This is a genomic window from Photobacterium phosphoreum (genome assembly GCF_002954725.1).
GTDB lineage: Bacteria > Pseudomonadota > Gammaproteobacteria > Enterobacterales > Vibrionaceae > Photobacterium > Photobacterium phosphoreum.
Genome location: NZ_MSCQ01000002.1, coordinates 171,960 through 191,903 on the forward strand (window position 1 = coordinate 171,960; position 19,944 = coordinate 191,903).

The 19,944-nt window shown below is 38.5% G+C and carries 18 protein-coding genes; 10 read left to right on the forward strand and 8 right to left on the reverse strand.

The window, feature by feature from the left end:
• The first annotated feature begins 561 nt into the window (after positions 1-561).
• Positions 562-951, forward strand: a complete 390-nt coding sequence (locus tag BTO21_RS12900; RefSeq protein ID WP_105026844.1) for an MbcA/ParS/Xre antitoxin family protein — start codon at positions 562-564, stop codon at positions 949-951.
• Positions 952-1,132: 181 nt separating this feature from the next.
• Here BTO21_RS12900 and BTO21_RS12905 read toward each other — a convergent pair whose 3' ends face one another.
• Entirely contained in the window at positions 1,133-2,278 is a 1,146-nt protein-coding gene (locus BTO21_RS12905; protein WP_045030010.1) for a M14 family metallopeptidase, read from the reverse strand.
• A 313-nt stretch (positions 2,279-2,591) separates the two neighbouring features.
• Between BTO21_RS12905 and BTO21_RS12910 the strand changes: the two genes are divergently transcribed.
• Positions 2,592-3,638: an FUSC family protein gene (locus BTO21_RS12910; RefSeq protein ID WP_045030008.1), complete on the forward strand. Its 1,047-nt coding sequence runs from the start codon at positions 2,592-2,594 to the stop codon at positions 3,636-3,638.
• 9 nt (positions 3,639-3,647) lie between these two features.
• Here the strand turns inward: BTO21_RS12910 and BTO21_RS12915 are convergent, their stop codons facing one another.
• Positions 3,648-3,986 carry a c-type cytochrome gene (locus tag BTO21_RS12915; protein WP_045030007.1) on the reverse strand — a complete coding sequence of 113 codons (339 nt, stop codon included), beginning with the start codon at positions 3,984-3,986 and terminating at the stop codon, positions 3,648-3,650.
• A gap of 159 nt (positions 3,987-4,145) precedes the next feature.
• A complete protein-coding gene (locus BTO21_RS12920; protein WP_065194255.1) occupies positions 4,146-4,976 on the reverse strand; it encodes a DNA ligase in 831 nt (276 codons plus the stop codon).
• Between the two features lie 428 nt (positions 4,977-5,404).
• Between BTO21_RS12920 and BTO21_RS12925 the strand changes: the two genes are divergently transcribed.
• Positions 5,405-6,463: a PTS sugar transporter subunit IIC gene (locus BTO21_RS12925; RefSeq protein WP_105026943.1), complete on the forward strand. Its 1,059-nt coding sequence runs from the start codon at positions 5,405-5,407 to the stop codon at positions 6,461-6,463.
• 131 nt (positions 6,464-6,594) lie between these two features.
• On the opposite strand, the gene BTO21_RS12930 is transcribed toward BTO21_RS12925, so the two are convergent.
• The gene (locus tag BTO21_RS12930) at positions 6,595-7,101 is read right to left on the reverse strand and encodes a hypothetical protein (RefSeq protein ID WP_045030004.1); all 507 of its coding nucleotides are present in this window, start codon (positions 7,099-7,101) and stop codon (positions 6,595-6,597) included.
• A 288-nt stretch (positions 7,102-7,389) separates the two neighbouring features.
• Here BTO21_RS12930 and BTO21_RS12935 point away from each other — a divergent pair, with 288 nt between their 5' ends.
• The gene (locus BTO21_RS12935) at positions 7,390-8,088 is read left to right on the forward strand and encodes a hypothetical protein (RefSeq protein ID WP_052672669.1); all 699 of its coding nucleotides are present in this window, start codon (positions 7,390-7,392) and stop codon (positions 8,086-8,088) included.
• A gap of 83 nt (positions 8,089-8,171) precedes the next feature.
• On the opposite strand, the gene BTO21_RS12940 is transcribed toward BTO21_RS12935, so the two are convergent.
• A complete protein-coding gene (locus tag BTO21_RS12940) occupies positions 8,172-9,644 on the reverse strand; it encodes an FAD-dependent oxidoreductase (RefSeq protein WP_045030002.1) in 1,473 nt (490 codons plus the stop codon).
• A 561-nt stretch (positions 9,645-10,205) separates the two neighbouring features.
• Here BTO21_RS12940 and BTO21_RS12945 point away from each other — a divergent pair.
• The 4 genes from BTO21_RS12945 (at position 10,206) to BTO21_RS12960 (ending at position 13,290) form a co-directional block, all read left to right on the forward strand.
• Positions 10,206-11,240: an OmpA family protein gene (locus BTO21_RS12945; protein ID WP_045030000.1), complete on the forward strand. Its 1,035-nt coding sequence runs from the start codon at positions 10,206-10,208 to the stop codon at positions 11,238-11,240.
• A 208-nt stretch (positions 11,241-11,448) separates the two neighbouring features.
• Entirely contained in the window at positions 11,449-11,877 is a 429-nt protein-coding gene (locus tag BTO21_RS12950) for a hotdog fold thioesterase (RefSeq protein WP_045029999.1), read from the forward strand.
• A 5-nt stretch (positions 11,878-11,882) separates the two neighbouring features.
• The gene (locus BTO21_RS12955; RefSeq protein ID WP_045029997.1) at positions 11,883-12,119 is read left to right on the forward strand and encodes a DUF3389 domain-containing protein; all 237 of its coding nucleotides are present in this window, start codon (positions 11,883-11,885) and stop codon (positions 12,117-12,119) included.
• A 172-nt stretch (positions 12,120-12,291) separates the two neighbouring features.
• Positions 12,292-13,290, forward strand: coding sequence for an outer membrane beta-barrel protein (locus BTO21_RS12960; RefSeq protein ID WP_045030019.1), 999 nt, complete (start codon positions 12,292-12,294; stop codon positions 13,288-13,290).
• 165 nt (positions 13,291-13,455) lie between these two features.
• On the opposite strand, the gene rodA is transcribed toward BTO21_RS12960, so the two are convergent.
• The gene (rodA, locus tag BTO21_RS12965; RefSeq protein ID WP_045029996.1) at positions 13,456-14,547 is read right to left on the reverse strand and encodes a rod shape-determining protein RodA; all 1,092 of its coding nucleotides are present in this window, start codon (positions 14,545-14,547) and stop codon (positions 13,456-13,458) included.
• Between the two features lie 255 nt (positions 14,548-14,802).
• On the opposite strand from rodA, the gene BTO21_RS12970 reads away from it, so the two are divergent.
• Positions 14,803-15,708, forward strand: coding sequence for an ROK family protein (locus tag BTO21_RS12970; protein WP_045029994.1), 906 nt, complete (start codon positions 14,803-14,805; stop codon positions 15,706-15,708).
• A gap of 73 nt (positions 15,709-15,781) precedes the next feature.
• Here the strand turns inward: BTO21_RS12970 and BTO21_RS12975 are convergent, their stop codons facing one another.
• Both BTO21_RS12975 and ylqF read right to left on the reverse strand, forming a co-directional pair.
• Positions 15,782-16,942 carry an MFS transporter gene (locus tag BTO21_RS12975; RefSeq protein ID WP_202907346.1) on the reverse strand — a complete coding sequence of 387 codons (1,161 nt, stop codon included), beginning with the start codon at positions 16,940-16,942 and terminating at the stop codon, positions 15,782-15,784.
• A 554-nt stretch (positions 16,943-17,496) separates the two neighbouring features.
• Positions 17,497-18,453, reverse strand: a complete 957-nt coding sequence (gene ylqF / locus BTO21_RS12980; protein WP_045029992.1) for a ribosome biogenesis GTPase YlqF — start codon at positions 18,451-18,453, stop codon at positions 17,497-17,499.
• Between the two features lie 986 nt (positions 18,454-19,439).
• Here ylqF and BTO21_RS12985 point away from each other — a divergent pair.
• On the forward strand, positions 19,440-19,943 hold the full coding sequence (locus BTO21_RS12985) for a toxin-activating lysine-acyltransferase (RefSeq protein ID WP_052672670.1): 504 nt from the start codon (positions 19,440-19,442) through the stop codon (positions 19,941-19,943).
• Position 19,944: the final 1 nt, after the last annotated feature.

Below are 19,944 nucleotides of genomic sequence, written 5' to 3' on the forward strand. Positions count from 1 at the left end.
ACCGTTTCTCGACTTCCGAGATGACGGATATTGGGCTGAATGAATGCTAAGCTCAACGATCGCAAAAAAACATAGGACAGCCATAAAATCACACTAGATTTGACGGATAATAATACCGTCATTATTTTCCGTGAATGCCTGCGAGGGCAATAGGGAATCAATTCACAGCGATATGGGTGTCCAATGTTTAGCCATCCAATGTTTATCGAGTAACATCATAAAATTTGACGTGCTTCACTGGTGTCTTTAAGGCTCAATCACGCATTGAGTAGATCACGGATAGCCTCGTTTCTCGACTTCCGAGATGACGGATATTGGGCTGAGTGAATGCCAAGCTCAACGATCGAAAAAAGATAAGACAGCCATAAAATTTGTAAAGATATGGCTGCCCTGTGTTTTACTGTGTGTCTAAAGTAGATAGCTCTTACAGGACAAGGCTAGCGCTGTTTTAGGTGGTGGGAATTCGTTTTTTCAAAATAGTGTATTCAATTGTCATGGTATTAAAAGCGTTTACATTAGTCCTTGTGTGGACTAAATAAAACTCCATTTGAGGATTTTATTATGAGTTTAGCAAAAGAGAGTGGTTTTGATGCTAAGGCATTATCAAGGACAGGTTTTAAAGCTGCCGATAATATTTTATCGTCATGGGGATGTACTGCCCAACAAAGCCAGAATATTTTAAAGTTGTCAAAATCGTCGTACCATAAATTTAAAGCGACGCCTGAAACAACTAAGTTAAGTGATGATCAATTAGAACGTGTCAGTTATATATTAAATATGCATCAAGCATTACGTATTGTATTTAGTAACCCTGTCAATATCAGTAATTTTATGGGTATGAAAAATAACAATGATTATTTTGCAGGTCGTTCACCGTTGGAAATTATTGAATCAGGAAAGTTTGGTGATTTATATGAAGTTGCACGATGTGTAGATGCACTACGGGGATAGAAGATAGGTGAAATAAATAGGATTAATCATATGAATATTTAGCTGTCGCCACTTGCTAGTTTTTCTCTAAAGACGTTTTATAGTACCAATTTAATACTTTTATTTTGTTATTTATATGAGCAAATAAAAAACGGCCACCTAAAAAGGCAGCCGTTAATATTATACGTAGAAATAATCAGTATTAACGAAGATCATTAGTAACAGCAAGTACTGCTGCTAGGGTGTCGTGACCAAAGCCAACACTACGCTCTGGAGACCAGCCGTATAGGCTATCTGGATGTTTATTATGATCTTTAAATGGCATTTCAACAGTGTAAGACAAGCACTTAAATTGCTCACCCACCCAGTTTGATGCCACTGTTAGGTTCGCTTCGCCTGGCTTATCTTTGCCGTAGCCGTGTTCATCTTGGAATTCTGGCGTTACTGTTAATAGCGCTTGTTTGAATTTATTTTCAAGATTTTCAAGGCGCGCATCGTATGATGGAATACCTTCAGAACCTGCAACGAAGTTAAATGGAATTGCTTCATCGCCGTGGATATCAAGGAACATATCCACGCCAGTCGCTAGCATTTTCTCACGTACATAGAACACTTCAGGGCTGTTTTCTAGTGACGGTGTTTGCCACTCGCGGTTAAGGTTCACACCAATTGCATTTAAGCGTAGGTGACCACGTGCGCTGCCATCTGGGTTCATGTTAGGCACAACATAGAATACGGCTTTGTTCAGTAGAGCACGACCAACAGTGTCGGTTTCATCTAATAAGCGTTGTACTAGGCCTTCAACAAACCATTCTGCCATGGTTTCACCTGGGTGCTGACGTGCAATAACCCAGATTTTTTTCTTTGGTACTTCTTCGCTTTCAGTTGCTTGCTCATCACCGATCACTAATAGGCTTACATCACGGTTATCTAATGTATGGCCTAGTGTTTCTAAGCGACAGTTGTAATGGCTTTGTGCAAGGTGTAATAGATCTTGATGACGATCGTAGCTGTACGGGGCAAAGTAAGCGAAGTACATTGATTGATTTTCAGGAATAACAGTAAACGTTAATGTGTCACCATCAAACTCTGAAGGAACACGGAACCATTCTTCACGATCATAAGAAGCAACAACATCGTAGCCGTTCCAACCTTCAGGGTAGGCTGAGTTAGCAAGATCTAAGAGCTTAATAGTATGTGGCTGTTGAGCCTCAGATTCTAAACGAAAGTGAAACCATTGATGTAATTCAGATTGGTTATCGTTAGGAATGCTAAGTTGAATGTCGTCTTTGCTGTCTGCTTTAACAACATTGATGCTACCGCTTTCGAAGTTACTGAAAATTTTCATGGTGGTTACTCGTTATCGTTATAAGTATTGAATTAGGCTATCACAAACAATAGCAATCGATAATGATTTTTGTTCATCAAAATAAGGTTTCATTGTTAGGTTGAGTGATTAATCATCAACGATGCTGCTTAACTAACAATGTATAGCTCTTATTAAAACAGCGATTAAACAATGTTGATGTGATTAAGTTGGCTTTTAGAGTGATAATTTATGCACAGTGGCTGTGATGACATATTTTATGTGGCTGGTTATCTTGAAAATGGTGTGTTATTGGTAGTACTTAAATTGCGTCTTTGTGTGGTTACAGAACCGAATGAAAACCTTACACCAACAAATTATTAAGTACATGCGCTTATTTCATGTACTGCGTATTATTATCGCCTGCATTGTTGCTTTCTCTGTTGATATTATTTTTAAACTTCCCTATGGCACCTGGGCTCCGATTACAATTATTGTGGTGATGTCAGCCAAGTATTCAGGCGAAGTGTCAGATAAAGCCAGCCAACGGATTTTAGGTACAACAATCGGAGCAATATTAGGATTATCACTGTATTTTTTCCCGATTGATAATGTCTATTGGCACTATGGTTTATTGCTAGCAATGCTGAGTGTGTCACTTTATTTTACGCTTGGTAAATATTCATATAGCGCTATTTTAACCTCAGTAACATTAGTATTAGTGGCTGGTAGTGGTCCGGGGGATTTACATATCGCATTATGGCGTACAACCAATGTGCTATGGGGTGGGTTAGTGGCAATTATGGCGAGCCAATATTTATTTCCGGCTAAAGCGACGGATCATTTTAAATTAGCTTGTGGTGATTTCTTACGCTTATTTCATCAAAACTATTCAGAGCACAATGCACTCGTAAACAGTGATGACGATTATCGTGAAATTCAATTAAGTAAATTACGCCAAACATTAAATAAGATCACTGCGTTAGAATCGAGTATTGGTCATGAAACGCCTGAAATGAAGCTGTCGGTGAAAAAAGCGATTGCGTGTCAGGTGAGAATGTTTAACTTGCTGGAAAATATCATCCAAACTCAGTGGCGGCATCAATACAGTAAAGAAAAAGTGCAGGAAATACGGGCATTGTCACAAGCAAAAGAGCAATTATCACTGATGTGCGAATCATTAGGCGAAGATCTGCTTGCTCCTGAAAAACCACTAATGGTACTCAATAAGAAGCAGTTAGATATTTTAGCGTTATACCCTAAGTTGGCATCAAGTGTAGATAGCCGAACCGATATTAGTTATTACGGTTACTTGTGGCTAAATCGAGAATTGGCACGTCAGGTGGCAGAGCTTTCTGAGTGGTTGTGCCAATTTGAAACAATCAAAACAGACGTACTTTAATGTGAACGGCTATTTCATTGCTGAATAGTAAGCTGCGATATCAGCAAGATCTTGGGCGTTAAGGTTTTGTAATTGTCCTTTCATCATCGTTGCCATTGGGCCTATACGGGTATCATTGGTATAAGCGAGCATAGCGTCATAAAGGTATGCTTGCTGTTGCCCTGCTAGATTAGGATAACTGGGTTGTGGCGCAATACCATTACTGCCATGACAAAAACGGCAACTTGGGGTTTTTATTTCACCTTTGCTTGCATCGCCTTTTGGCATCGCATAAGCGTTACTGCTGATACCAACAATAAGCAGTATCGCTGTTGTTAGGGTGCGAAAACCGTTAAATATATCTGTCATTGTAAGCCATTATGTTGTGTGGAATAAGAAAGTTATAGTAAAGAGATACTATAACTAATCAATGACTTAATCTGTGTTTAGCCTGTAAATTATGTAACAATCAATGTCATAATAAATGCCGCAATAAATGACATTTAGGGCTATTTGTTATGCGTAATATTAGCTATCAGGATTGTTACGAACGCGAATAAATCGGGCGAAACGAGGAATGCCATTGTTAGTATAACCGTTATAACGATATTGAATGGTGGAACCAATAGCGGGTGGAACTTGTCGTTGTTGATCGTTAAAACCCGATCCTATTTTGAAGGTGTCATTGGTTGCGGTTCTCACCCAGACCGATCCCATCATGCCTTGGTATTTCCCATTACCTTCCTCATAGCCAATGATAATCGCTTCAGCATCCTGATGATTCTTTAGCTTTAATAAGTGTTCAGTGCGGCCTGCTGTGTAATTATTCGATTTGTGATGCAGCATTAAACCTTCGCCATTATGGCTACTAACAATATCTAACCATTGCTCTAATATGGCCAGATTATCAAGTGACTTATGTTCAACCCACTGCAAGTGATTAAGGGGTTGGTTATTTTGATCTCGCTGCTGCTGAATTAAGGTTTGTAATTGCTGGTAGCGGTCACTGAAAGGTGCGTTGTTATGAGGAAGATCAAACACCATATAATTGACACTTCTCCATGCTTTATCATTAGGCTCACTATCAAGCACAATGCGTGTTAGTGCTTGAAACTGACCCCGTTCTATCCACAGTTCGCCATCTAACGGAGTCGCTGGAAAGTTAGCGTAAAACCAGTTTGGTGCATGAATGATATTACCGGTTTTAGTGAGCAATTGCTGACCGTTCCAATAAGCTCGAATACCGTCTAATTTTTCACTGACTAAATAATCAGCTACGGTAAAAGTATCGTGAATTTGATTGTCATCACTATAGTGTGCTGGATTTAATCGATCATTAGGTAAGCTTTTAGCCAGCATTAATGGTGACTGTGCCGCGGTAATAGGAAAACTGATAGAGAGAGTAATTAATGCTGCAATAGGGGCTAAATGCTTATTAAAACGTTGAAAATTAGAACTATCATGACAATGTGACAGCGGCTGATATTGTAGTAAAGGCATGATATGTATTCCTAGTAAGCACAAGAGGTATAACTGTAAATAAATGCCATTAATGGGTAAATTATAATGATCTACTTTTGGCGATGTTTGTGTTGATGTTGGAGTTACTCAATGTGAATCAAGTTACAGTTACATAATTAATGTGTTGGAGGTGCTAAATAGGAATTAACTATGTTGAGTATTAATATAGCCAAAATGATAAAAAAAGTAACTAATTTGACTGTATTTATAAGCGGGCTAAGGTAAAATTCTGCCATTATTGAGTTCTTCATATGGTCTTTGCTGTTATGCCGCCTCCTTTGTCGCGTTTTTTTCTTGGTGTTAATCGTTTCCTCGTGTCTAAAAATATCAATATCTCTTTCCATTGTTATTTTATTCATGCAATGAGTTTTATGGCACTTGGGTTGTTTTCCTCGCTACTAATTGGCTCAATTCTAAACACGATTGGTATCAAATTTTCGATACCTTTATTGAGTGACGTACTGTGGCCTATCGCGAAGCAAATGACAGGGCCAGCCATTGGTGTTGCGATTGCTTATGCATTAAAAGCACCGCCTTTAGTTTTGTTTTCCTCAACGATTGCAGGTGCTGCGGGCGCGGCAATGGGTGGGCCTGTAGGTGCTTATGTCGCCAGTATTTGTGCGGTAGAGTGCGGTAAATTGGTTGCAGGAGAAACTAAAGTCGATATTTTAGTGACGCCAGCAGTAACGGTATTAGTTGGAGTGATGGTCGGCAGTTGGATCGGGCCTTTAGTGGGCGCGGTGATGACCCAATTTGGGCAGTTAATAATGTCGACCACACAATTACAACCGTTATTAATGGGGGCATTAGTGGCGGTCTTAATGGGGATGGCGTTAACCTTACCGATCAGCAGTGCAGCCATTGCGATTATGTTGAGCCTAAATGGTTTGGCTGCTGGTGCTGCAACCGTTGGGTGTGCGGCACAAATGGTGGGTTTTGCTGTAATGAGTTATCGTGTTAATGGCTGGGCGGGTATTTTTGCGCAAGGGTTGGGAACCTCGATGTTACAAATGCCGAATATCGTTAAGAATTACAAGATTTGGATCCCACCGATTGTTGCATCTGCAATCCTTGGACCTATAGCGACCGTTGTATTTCATATGGAAAATACACCACTTGGCGCAGGTATGGGAACATCGGGATTAGTTGGACAGATTCAAACATTGATTGCGATGGAGCAACCTGGGGTGAGTAGCGGTTATATTTATGGATTAATCGTCCTTATGCACTTTATCTTACCTGCGGTAATTACACTGATTATTGCATATATTATGCGTCGCCAAGGTTGGATTCAAGACAGTGATTTAGAGCTAAAACTAGGTTAATAACGTTAGGTGTTAGATGTTAGATGTTAGGTGCTAGGTGCTAGGTGCTAGGTGCTAGGTGTTAGATGCTAGGTGCTAGGTACTAGGTACTAGGTACTAGGTGCTAGGTGCTAGGTATTAGATGCTAGGTGCTAACGATTGGCTATAGTCGTTATTGATTGTTGTCCTACGCAGCGAAAAAAGGCGTCTGCTTGGCGTTGGCTGGCAATAAAAGCCAAAGGATTAAGCCCTTCAATGTACAATCTGGTTCGGTATCCGTGCAATTTAAACGCCTCTGTAAATTGTTGAGGACTGATATTATCATTAGCAATCGTGGTGGTATAAATAGCGGTTTGGTTATCTAAGCGTTTAAATAAGTTGTGGTCAACGACATAGTTAAGTTTTTGATCTTGTTCAGCATTATCAATTGAGTGTTGTAATAGCTTACCTCGAGAAGGTGCTTGAAGATCGTTTAGGTGATAGATTTTAACGTCGTAGTGATGTTGTCTGTCCGTTGACATTGTTAGCACGATATCATCTTGCAGACGTTCCTCTTTGACAGTGAGCGTACAGTTAGTCTCTGTTTGGCTATAGGTCGAATTTTCAAGTAAAGGGATTGAAAATGCTGAAACAGTTAAAACAAACAGTGGTGTGATCATAAATGTACCATTAGTTATACAGTGTATTGAAAGCTGTTAAATTAATCCTAGTTTGGTTGGATTGTATTTATTGGCTAATCTCACAATATATTATGGCTGAAACACATTATTAAAATTGAGAATTAAACGGTAATTTCCTCGAATTTATTCATTATTAAGGTTTTTTCCCAGAGATATAACATTATTTGATACAGAATTAACAATTTATCACAAGCAAAGTGTTAATCTCGTCAATAGTTAAATGTATTAGTTGTTCTTAATCCGAAAAATAAAATGGAGAAAGTGATTATGTCTACTATGGCGACACGTAAAACCCCTTTGTTATTCTCTCTTTTCGCGCTCGTTGTTGGCGGGGCAATTGGTTACGGGATTGGTGTGAAAGCGGAACAAAGCACGAGTGCACCGAATCTGCAAGCTTGTCAGCAGCATCTTCAGTCTCAAACAGAACGACTTGATCAACGTGCTGAACAATATCAAGCATTGGTGACCAGTAATGAGCAGCAAAGCCAGCAGTTAGCGCAAACAACGAAAGATTTAACAGCGATAACTGAGCAAATGGAGAAACAAAAAGCGGATTTTGCCGAACAATTAGCGTTGTTGGATCAGAAGAAGCAACAGTTATCGGTCAATCAAAAAAAATTAGAAGTGACTAAAAAGAAATTAGACACTGAAGTGGTAAAATTAAAAACCACCACCACTAAACAACAAGTGGTTATTGATAAATCACAACAGTATTTTAAGCGTCAAGCTGAGATGCAGGCGAATGTAAAAGAAACCCAAGCGAGTGTGACAGAATTAAACCAAGCTGCTAAAGGTTTTAAGAAAGCGTGTGATGAGTTTAAATCGGGTAATAGCTGGAATTGGGTATCAAAAAAAGATTGTGATAATTATGATCAGCAAATGAAATTATTAAAAGAAAAGCAAGCGGTTTTAGTGACTCAGCAACAAGCATTAGCGGCGATTAATGTTGAAATTGGTAAGAAATAACGTTCAATCTATTGAGACTGTATTGAAAGATAAAAATAGCTGCATTGGCAGCTATTTTTATATCTGCTGTGGTAACATTTTACTTAGTGGCCAATAGGACGCGCGAGGGAGGTTGGAAAACCACGCTCTGCTGCTAATTGTTCAGCATAACTGACAATATCGTTGAGGCTTAACTGTTGAGCAACAGGAAATTCATCTTCACGGGTTTGCGGTATGGGTTTTGAAATTAAATCCAATACGGCAAGTTGATCAAGGATTGCATCAGCGACAGATAACGCTGATGAGGCTTTTACAATTTCAGATCGTGCATAGCGTTGATGAGAATAAGAAACATCAGCCGCTCGCAATGTAGGATCACTGCCGGGAATTTGCTGGGCACCAAATAACGGCTTGCCACCGACAGTGGCTTGTTCAAACTTTTCAACAAACTGCGCCATGTGGTTAATTGCCCGCTGTGTGCGTTGTTCTATCTCTGGCTGTGTCCAATGCTGTTGTAATTTGGCTTTAAAAGAAGCATCTAATTGTGGCTGAGCACTGTTTGCATTTGATGACACTAACCCATTTTTAAATAGCGTAATATCTTGTGTCATGCCATGGAGTTGGAAAAATCCATCAGGGTAAGGGGTTAGTTGCGCCATACCATTTGGTGTACCTCGTTCACCGTGAAAAATTACTTCAGGCCATTGTGCATCACACTGCGCCCAATGAGTGATATAAGCCGCTTTAAACTCCACCATTCGTTGACGTGGAATATGCGCTAAGTCATCAATTGTCCCCGTTCGATAACCGCCAGCATTAACTAAATAGTCAACATTAATCTGATGTTGATCGCCCGTTAAATCTTGGTAGCTTATTTTCCAACCGGTGTTTTGTTCAGCTAAAGATGTCACTTTAGTATTGGTATGAACATGACACGCTGTCAGCTTTTGTAATGCGAGGGTTAAGGTTGCTGCAATTCTAAACACACTTAAACCATATTCTTGCACCATCACTAATGGGTATTTGAATTGATCTAAATTGATTGATTTAGCAACAGGGATCATCCATTGATCAGGTGTTAGCGGATGGCGAGGATTATCTTGTAATGCTAAGCGTTCCATATCATTACGCTGATACAGCTTAAAGTAATCGTTAGGCTCACCCAGCACTTTATTTTTAGGATCGTTTTCGACCAGTGCTTGGTATGTCTGTTGTAATAACGTTAAGCGGGGGAGTAAATCATTAGGATCACCTGCATCATTGCAAGGGATCGCAATAACTGTCGGTCTAATATTTGAGGTGTGTTGATAGACACGTAGCGTATCAATAGATTGCTTGAGTAGTGTCACACATTGTTGATCTGAGATCTCGCGATACAGATTTCCACCTGCATGTAAGTGACAAATTGGGGGGCCATTAACTAAGCTTTTCCCTTCTTCAAATAACTGAACATTAATACCTTGTTCTGCTAATCGAAGTGCAATGGTTGATCCAGCGATACCGCCACCAATAATACCAACCGTGATTGGTGAATTAGAGAGGGGAAACGATGTCGTTTTACTTTCAATTAAATTCATAAGGTTTGAACACGTAAATCAGTTAAAAACAACCAAAGGGTTTATTTGACAGAGGAATACTCAATAAATCCCTTGAATGTATGAATGGAACTATTTTACGTTGTAATGGGGTAAAGAGAAATAGCAGGATATTAAAATACTATTAAAAGCGTATTAGTATTATTCACTACGTCAATAATTTCTGTTAGCTATATGGGTAATATCTTCTAGGTATGTATTGGTTGTTTTACTCCTTTGTTAGTTTTTAGTTATCCCGTATTACGATATTTAAGGCATCATTCAGTCGTAAATGTAATGTTTTAAATACTTTTTAATAATAAATGATATGTTTTTTCGAATAAATACAGCAAAGTGACTTTCCATTAAGTTGTTTTTTATCAATACCTTATGATTTTAATGTGGCATTGGTATTTATTTATTCTGGATTTTTATTTTCCCTTTTGATAAATTAAATCCTGTTTTTTTGAACTTAAATATAAAAATGTGGTCGTGAATTATCTTTTTATATCGAAATGACGAGAAAACAGCAGTAGTGGTAATAATTATAATAAAGGATAAATAATGTCTAAAATGAATCTAGTGGTTTTACCTCTTGCACTTCTTGTTTCTGGTGCAGTAAACGCAGCCACTGTTAATCCATTCTATGTGGGTGCGCGTGCTGGTGGTGTTCATTACGCTGATTTCGATGCGAAAACAGGCAATGATCATTGGAACCCAAGTCACTCAACATCAATCGATAAAGATGATTTTGCTGGCGGTATCTTCATGGGTTACAACGTAACTCCTTGGTTTGCTGTTGAGACAGGCTATACTTGGTTAGGTGAAGTAAAGCTGAAAGAAGCGAATGCAAAAATAAAGCAACAAGCAATTGATTTTGTGGGTAAGTTTACTTATCAAGCAACCGATTCTTTAGATTTATACACTAAAGTGGGTGGCGCATGGCAGTTTTCTCATATTAAAGCTGAAGGCCTATCTGATCGTGACGATAGCTTAGTGGCGACTGCGGGTCTTGGTGCTGAATATCACTTCACAAATAACCTTTCTGTACGTGCTGAATACCAGTACTACCACGATATGGAAGTGAAACCAACTGGCGAGAACACTAAACTTAACTGGGATGCGCATTACTACGGTGTGAGCCTTGTTTACGGTTGGGGTGCACCAGCAGCCGTTGTTCCTGTTGTAGCGGAAGTGGTTGAAGCAACAACCGTTCAACTTGAGCCTATTTCGGTTGAAATGCCATTCTCATTTGATAGTAATGAACTATCAGCACAAGATAAGCAACGTTTAGAACCAATTGCACAGCGTCTTGTAAACTTCCCTGAAGCCCAACTTGTTGTTATTGGTCACTCTGATAGCACTGGCGCAGAAGCTTACAATCAAAAACTCTCTGAAGAGCGCGCATTAACAGTGGCAACGTACTTAACTAAGCAATTCAACATTGATCCTAGTCGTGTCTCTGCTGAAGGTCGTGGTGAACTCGATCCAGCAGCAACAAACGATACCACTGAAGGTCGTGCTGAAAACCGTCGTGCAGATGTAACAACCCCTGGTTTTGAAATCGAACAAGCGGCTGTAGAAGCTATTGCTCAATAACGATGAGTAAAACATAGTCTTGTTAAAAAGCGCCTGATTGGCGCTTTTTTTATGCCTGTCAAACTTCGGCATGCTGAATGTATCGTTTCATGGTGGCTATTGCCGTTAATAATGTGAATATTATTTTTTCTGACTTATCTTGAGAGTGATATTATAGCGAAATCACGTAAGAATAGATGTTATACCTAACCAATAAGCAGAGCATATTATGGCGATTTGGCAACGACCGTTTACGTTAGCACTTTTTAATCAGACCTCTAAAAATACCTTAGTTGAACATTTAGGCATTGAATATGTTGCGTTTGATGATTCTTCATTATCAGCGACGATGCCGGTAGATTGTCGTACCCATCAACCACTAGGCATGTTACATGGTGGGGCATCCGTTGTATTAGCAGAAACACTCGGTTCACTGGCCGCAAATTTTGCGGTAACTGACGATTATTATTGTGTTGGTTTAGATATTAATGCCAACCATATTCGCGCGGTTCGTAGTGGTTTTGTGACAGGAAAGGCGACACCATTACATCTTGGTGCAACTACCCAAGTATGGCAGATTGAAATTCGCGATGAGCGTCAGCGTTTGGTGTGTACCAGTCGTTTGACAATGGCCGTTTTGAAACATAAAAAGCAGTAAATACAATGATCATTACTTTTTCTCAAGGCAAAATTATTGCAACGCAACATGAAGTTGTTATCCGTATTGATGGCGACTGTCGAATAATGATGCAAGCGCAAGTGGACGAACTGACATTAATTGGTGGTGCGAATGTGATCACCGCTGTGGGCAGTGGTTTGAATTGGTCGGTTAAATTAGATACTGATGAACAGTTACAGCAATTAGCGACTGAAATAGGTATCGCTATCACCCAATATTAAGGTGTTGGTCTATTGTTTATACTAAGTGAGCGAATGGTGATATTTATCGTGATGGAATGATTTTATTTCTATTTACGTATGACAATGAAATGCTATTTTGGCATTATTAACTAAGTTTGCAGACCATTGCATTCAGAACTTATTTAATATTAATCACTATAAAGTAAATAGCATGTCTAATAAATATTTTGCACTGTTACCTCTCGCTGTTCTTATTTCTGGTGTTGCTCATGCAGCACCTGCTAATCCTTATTATGTTGGTGTGCGTCTAGGTGATGCTAACTATTCTCATTTTGAACAAAATAACCATGCTTCTAACCTTGGCCTAAAACAAAATGATCTTGGTGCGGGTATCTTTGCTGGTTATAACATCACTCCATGGTTTGCGGTTGAGACGGGTTATACGTGGTTGGGTGATGCACAAATTAATCATCAAAATATTAAACAACACGCGTTTGATTTAACCGGTAAGGCAACATGGCACGTTAATGATAGCTGGGGCCTATTTGCTAAAGCGGGTGGCAGTTACATGCTAACGGCTTACCATGGCAACGGTATTAGTGATACTGATGACCATCTTGTGGGTACTGTTGGCGCGGGTGTTGAATATCAATTAACCGACCACCTTTCAACCCGTGCTGAATATCAATATTATCATGACTTATCATCAAAACCTCGTGGTACTGATTTAAGCTACAAGTTTGATACTAATTTCTATGGCTTAAGCTTGGTTTATAACTGGGGTGCAGCACCGGTTGTGGTTGATACTATTGCTCCAGCAGTAGCGCAAACAGTGACAATTGAGCCATCGACATTATCATTAGGCTACGGGGTTAATCAGTATAAACTCACCACAGCAAATGAAAACGCACTACAGCCAATGATGAAGCGTTTAACTCGTTACCCAAGCGCTAAAATTGTGGTTACTGGTTATACTTCAAATACTGGTACTGCTGCTTATAATCAAACATTGTCTGAAAAACGTGCTCATGCTGTTGCTTCTGAGTTAGCAAAATATGTGGTTAATCCTGCACAAGTGACTGCGCAAGGTATGGGTGAACAACATCCTATCGCAACCAATGACACTACTGAAGGTCGTGCGCAAAATCGCCGTGTAGAAATTACTTCTCCTGCGTTAAAAATTGCAACAGAAGCTGCCTCTGAGCGTTAAGCTACAATTTATTCATTGAATGGTTGCTGCAGCATTGTGTCGTCAGAAGTGAATAAACAGAATTAAGCAATAGCATCATAAAAAGCCAGCCATGTGATTATTTTCTTCGTAATTAAAGAATAAACATGACTGGCTTTTTTTAGCGCTTATTTAAGGCGTAGCGCGTTATTTCTCTGGAGCACAAATAGACTTCTTGCGAAGGCACAGTGACATGATCATGCCAAATATTGCCCCCTGAGTAATAATGGCAGAACCACCATAACTAAAGAACGGTAACGGACTTCCCATAACAGGTAATACGCCACTCACCATACCGATATTAATAAAGCTATAAAGAAAGAAGCTTAATGCAAACGAGGCGCTGACTAAGCGTGCAAACGGTGATTTTGATTGATTGGCTAGCCAAATTACTCGAAACGTCATAAAGCCATAAATCCCAAGTAAGAATACACTGCCCCAATAGCCCCATTCTTCTGCGAAGGTTGAGAAAATAAAGTCAGTATGGCTTTCTGGAATAAACCCTAAGTTACCTTGGGTTGCATCTGTCCAACCTTTACCGCGTATACCTCCTGAACCAATGGCAATTTTTGATTGAATAATTTGATAACCCGAACCAAGAGGATCAGATTCAGGATCAAGAAATTGTAATACCCGTTTTTTCTGGTAGGTTTCCATTACAAAATACCAGGCTAAGGGTATTGTGACACCAATGATACCTAAAACAGTCGAAATTAACGTCCAGCTCATTCCCGCATAATAAAGTACAAATAGCGCATACAGAATGGTAAAAATAGCACCATCAAGATCGGGCTGAATAAAAATAAGTCCGGCTGGAATCGCTGTGATCATCAAACAAATCAGGACTTTTTTAAGTGTCGGACGTCCAGCTTCAGCAATCAGTATCCATGCCATCATTAACGGCACTGCGATTTTAACCAGCTCAGACGGCTGAAAACGAATCGGCCCAAGGGCTAACCAACGTCGTGAACCGTTAGTACTGTCACCAATGACAAATACGCCTAGAAGCAAAATAACGGTCACTATAAATAAATAAGGTGTATAGCGTTGGTAAGTCGTGGGAGAAATGGCTGACATGACAATTAATGCGCCAATGGCTAACAGACCACGAATAAGATGACGCTCAATGATGGGGACGCTAAAGCTACTTGCGCTCCATACAGTTAATGAACTAAATGTGATTAAAAGAAGAATTGATATACAAAGTGGCATATCAAGATAAGGACGGTATTTATTCATTAAGTACTACTGCAAACCACGCGTAATTGCGCACCGGTGAAAAGTACCGCTACTTTAAAATATTCTTGTTTCTCTACAAGGAATATTTTGCAAGAAAATGTATTTCTGTTGCATTAGCCGAATAAATGTACAAATTATTCGTTTAAATAGTCTTAATAAGAGACATTATCGTGTGAATTTTCGGCAATGTCGCAGTATTTAATACTATGCATCAAGTATAATTATCGAAAATAATAAAATAACAATGGAGTGGAAATGGATCGTTATTACTGGGGTGTTGATTTAGGCGGTACTAAAATTGAGTGTGCAGTTATTGAACGTAGCACTGATATGTGTGTTGTCAGGGAGCGGATCGCAACAGACAGCGATCAAGGCTATGCTCATATTTTAAATCAGATTACATTGCTGATTGACCGTTGTGCAGAACAATTAGGTCAGCGGCCTCTAGCGATTGGTTTTGGTACTCCCGGTACATTAGATCCTCATTATGGTGTGATGAAAAATTGTAATTCAACTGCGCTTAATGGCAAGCCACTTGATAAAGATCTGACAGAATTGCTGGGTGCAAAAGTTGTATTAGCCAATGATGCGAATTGCTTTGCTCTCGCTGAAGCACATTTTGGTGCAGCAAAGCGAGTAAAGCCTAATGCTGAAGTCGTGTTTGGCATCATCATGGGCACTGGCGTTGGTTCTGGTGTGGTCGTTAATGGTAAATGTCTATATGGTTGTCATGGCATTGCCGGAGAGTGGGGGCATAATGTTATAGAGCCTGATGGTGCACCTTGTTATTGCGGTCAATCTGGTTGTTTAGAAACCGTGATCTCAGGCAAAGGCTTGGAACGATTTTATGCTGAGCAGTCAGGACAAACATTATCATTACCTGAAATCGTCACTCGAGCGGCTGATAATGATCTTCATGCTCAAGCTACGATGGCAAGAATGTCACATTATTTTGGTATTGCTGCCGCACAAATTATCAATGTACTTGATCCTGATGTGATCGTTATTGGTGGTGGGGTGGGTAATATCGATGCTTTATACCAACAAGCAGAACAAGCGATTTTACCGCATCTATTTAACGGTGAATTAAACACTCAGATTGTGAAGCCTGATTTAGGTGATAGTGCTGGTGTCTTTGGCGCTGCTGCATTGGTAAAATAAGAACAAACTAACAAACTAACAAAAAGGGCACAACGGTATTAACCATTGTGCCCTTTTTTACGCATACTGTGTATTAGCTCGCCAATACTTGTGGCTTACGGTGTAAGCTTGCAATTAGCATATAAATGGCTGTTGCCAGTAGTACGATAAAGAAGAAGTCCATCAAACCATTCTGTTCAGCCATAAAGCTATTAGCACCAATAGGGCCAAGTGCTGAACCAATGCTGTAGCTAAAGAGCATCACTTGTGTTGCTGCTACAATGTAAGATGAATCTAAATTATCACACGCTAATGTAATAGCAATCGGATAAAGTGCAAATGCCGACATACCTAATAATGCTAATGCGCTGACTAGCATAATGTAATCTGACGATAAATACGTTAAACCCATTGCAAACACACCCAGTAATGACATTAACGCAAGTAATAACGTTTTGCTCATTACAATAGAAAGCTTGCTAATAATTGGCTGAATAACCATACCGCCAAGAATAACTGCTGCCATCAATACACCAACTTGATTGGTAGAAAGTGAACTGGCTTTAAGCGCTAATGGCATCAAACCATAAATACTTCCCATCACCACACCTGATGTGATGCAACCAATAATTGCTGGCTTACTTAAACGTGAAATTTGTTTAAGTGAAAGCACTTGGTGACCATGGCTGTTTGGCTGACCTTGCTTAACAAACAATGGTGGCAAAATGGCAATTAATAATAGTACTAAGATCACGATAAAAGGTACAAAACCTTGTACACCAAAGTAACCCACAGCAAGCTGACCGATAGTCGTACCGCCGTACAATGACGTCATGTAAAATCCAAGACGCTTAGCTCGCTCTTTTGCACTATCGCCAATCAATAACCATGATTCAACAACAACAAAAATACCGGCTACAGCCATACCTGCAATTAAACGTGAAAATAGCCATAGTTCTTTATGTGGAAACAAAGGTAATACAGCAACCGTTGACGCTAATAATGTAAGAAAGCTAATAAAGGCAATGCGGTGACCTATTTTAGCAATAATAGGTTCGATCATTAATGACCCTATTAATAAACCAAGATAATAGATACTCGCTAACCAACTGGCATAACTACTATCAATATTAAAATTTGCTAATGATAGTGGGATCAAGCTCATTAAGTAGCCTGAAGCGATTGCAAATACAGTTAGTCCTGCAACTGGCACGAACATGCCGCTGCTTTTTTGACAAGTAGTGGTTTGTTGCACTACCGTACTCTCCACATTAAATTCGGTTTAGATAATCTGTCTCTTTATAAAGGAGTAACCCTGAAAGAGTAGTCAAAAACCCGTCGACCGAAAAAGGCAGAAGGGAGGAAGAGACAGTGCTGTTTAAGTTTACTTCCGATTGAAAGCGGAGCGATTATTCACGCAACTGAGGTGGGAGTAAAATGAGAAAAACTAATCCGAAACTGTATTTTTATTTATAATATTGTTGATACTAAAAAAATGATTAGTGTTATGTTTAATCAAATATATTCAATAGCGTAGGTGCGGGGTAAAATTACAAGTTATTTAATGGGTTATAATCATTAAACGGGTGAATCAATCAACTAATTACCACAAAATCATTAGTGTTGTAATTGAGTTGATAAGTAATTATTTTCAAATTTTATACGAAAATAATTAATCATCGCCAATAAAAATTTTTCTTAGGAGAGAAAATTATCGAAGGCATAAAAAAAGTCACTCCATCAAGTATAAATTAATAAACAGATAGCAGTGACTATTAAATATTATGTAAAAAAATATTGTTTTATTACTTAGCGTTTATTTTTAAGGTAACGCTTACGACGCTCTTCTTTCTTCTTGATTTTTTCTTCAGTTTTACGCTCAGATGCAATCGCAACATTGATCAATTCTTCAGTGATCATATCTGGATGTTCAAGAGTGATGTTACCCAAGGTGCCATTACGTAATTCATTGATCAAAATAACAGAGGCCTTGTGTAAATCAACACGACCACCACTTTTTAAACAACCACGTTTACGACCGATCTCTTCGATTAATTCAATTGCAGACTCAGGCAAATCATCATCAAGGTTGTAACGGGTTTTGATCATTTCAGGATAGGCTTTGATCAGGTATTCAATAGTAAAGAAACCCACATCAATGTAATCCATGGCGGTATCTTTAATCGCACCCGTTGCCGCTAAACGAAAACCACTGTGAGGGTTTTCTACTTTAGGCCATAAAATTCCCGGAGTATCAGACAGTAAAATACCATTATCTAAATTAATCCGTTGCTGCTGACGAGTAACGGCAGGTTGGTTACCCGTGATCGCAACTGTACGGCCAGCAAGGGCATTGATAATGGTTGATTTACCTACGTTAGGAATACCCATGATCATGGTACGAATTTTCTTACCCGCTTCTTCACGCTGTGGCGCAAGCTTACGGCAGAGATCCATGATCTGGTTTACTTCGTTTAAGTTCTCAGTCGTAATAGCAATTGCCTTTACGCCTTGTTCTTTTTCAAGGTGATCAATCCATAATTGGGTCATTTCAGGATCAGCTAAATCACGCTTGTTCAGTACTTTAACAACAGGCTTTCCATCATTCGTTTCACGGAAAGACTTGATCAGCGGATTTTCACTACTAAAAGGAATACGGGCATCTAACACTTCGATGATCACATCGACTTTTGGCATTGCCTCTTCAATTTCTTTACGGGCTTTATGCATATGGCCCGGGAACCACTGAATTGTTTGACTAGTCATTTGATTTTTATACTCTTTATTTTTGCTAGTAGCCCCATGGGGTACATCAGGGGGTACTAAAAACTTTTGTAAAAGATAGCAGTGGACATTATTTTCTATCCACACTGGTAATGCTGCTATCGCTTACATACAAATACTTATCACTGAGTTTACCATAACTGCTAGGGGATGCTTGCCCGTTAATGTATTTAGACGTTACAGCGTAGTATGCATGGTTAGTTATTGTGCGGTTAGCTATTACCCTGTAGTTATTGTTCAAGCGCTATTACTCAGTCGCAGCTAAGGCCTGTTGCCAGATATTAACTAAGCTTTGATCAAATAAGTAAAAGCTAATATATAGGTTAACCTCTAAAATTACAGCCAGTATTTATTGACTATTACAATATTGAGTAATGATTTATTTGGTGTAATACCACCATATTCATCGCTGCAGAGTAGACTTGATCTAAAACGAATTGCTCGGATTCCAATTGAAATTCAGGGCATTCTTTTAGTCATCGTGTCAACCATTAAATTATAATGTGATGATATCATTTCTAACGAGCTAGCTAAATTAACTATGCTTTTTCCATCAGAGGTTTATATATAAAAATAGCCTTGATTTTTAAAAGGATAATTACATTGTACTTATAGGTATAAATAAAATATTGAACTTAATCATATGTAAAAAATAAAATAGTAGAAAGTTATATGTATATTTTGTTAAGTTATGGTTTGATCTGTTATAAATCTAAGTATTAACCTTATAATATGGCAAAGTAAGTCATGTTTTTAGCAAGTTAAATTTAGTGTAATAATATGGTTAAATTGTAAATTATAAAAAATAAATGCGAATATACTCACACTTTTAAAATAGCTTAATATTATAGTGTGGGTATGAATGTTAAAAAATATCATCACTTACTTATATTGAATTATATAATTTAAGTAGTTAATGATATTAATTAATAGAGTTATTTTTAAAGTTACTCATGGACGCTTTTATAATGATTTTAGATAAGTCAAATCTCTCGGTTAGCACTAAAAACTCTTTATTTATGGAGAGGGAACAATCAGGTAAAACTAAGAGTAATATATTACAAGAGATTGGGTTGTTATTAGAAGTAACAGTTAAAGATGGCAGTCATAAAAATGTAAATATTAATTCATTTTTATATTGGGTGAAGCCTGCTATATTACACGACCAATATATATTAATTAAAGGGAAAGGTGATATTAATCCAATCGGTTATGTTTTTTGGGCTTGGGTTGATAATAAAACACTTACTGAATATCTATATAATAATAAATTTATTCTTCATCCAATGTGTTGGAATGATGGTGATAATTTAATTATTGTTGACTTCATATGTGCAGAAAAACAATATTCTTCATCTGTAATTAAGAAGTTATATCGAAATGCAAGGCATAAAGCATTTATATCATGTAAAGATGTAAATATATGTATTCGAGATAAATCAGGTTTAGTAATTAAACACAATAGGAAATAAC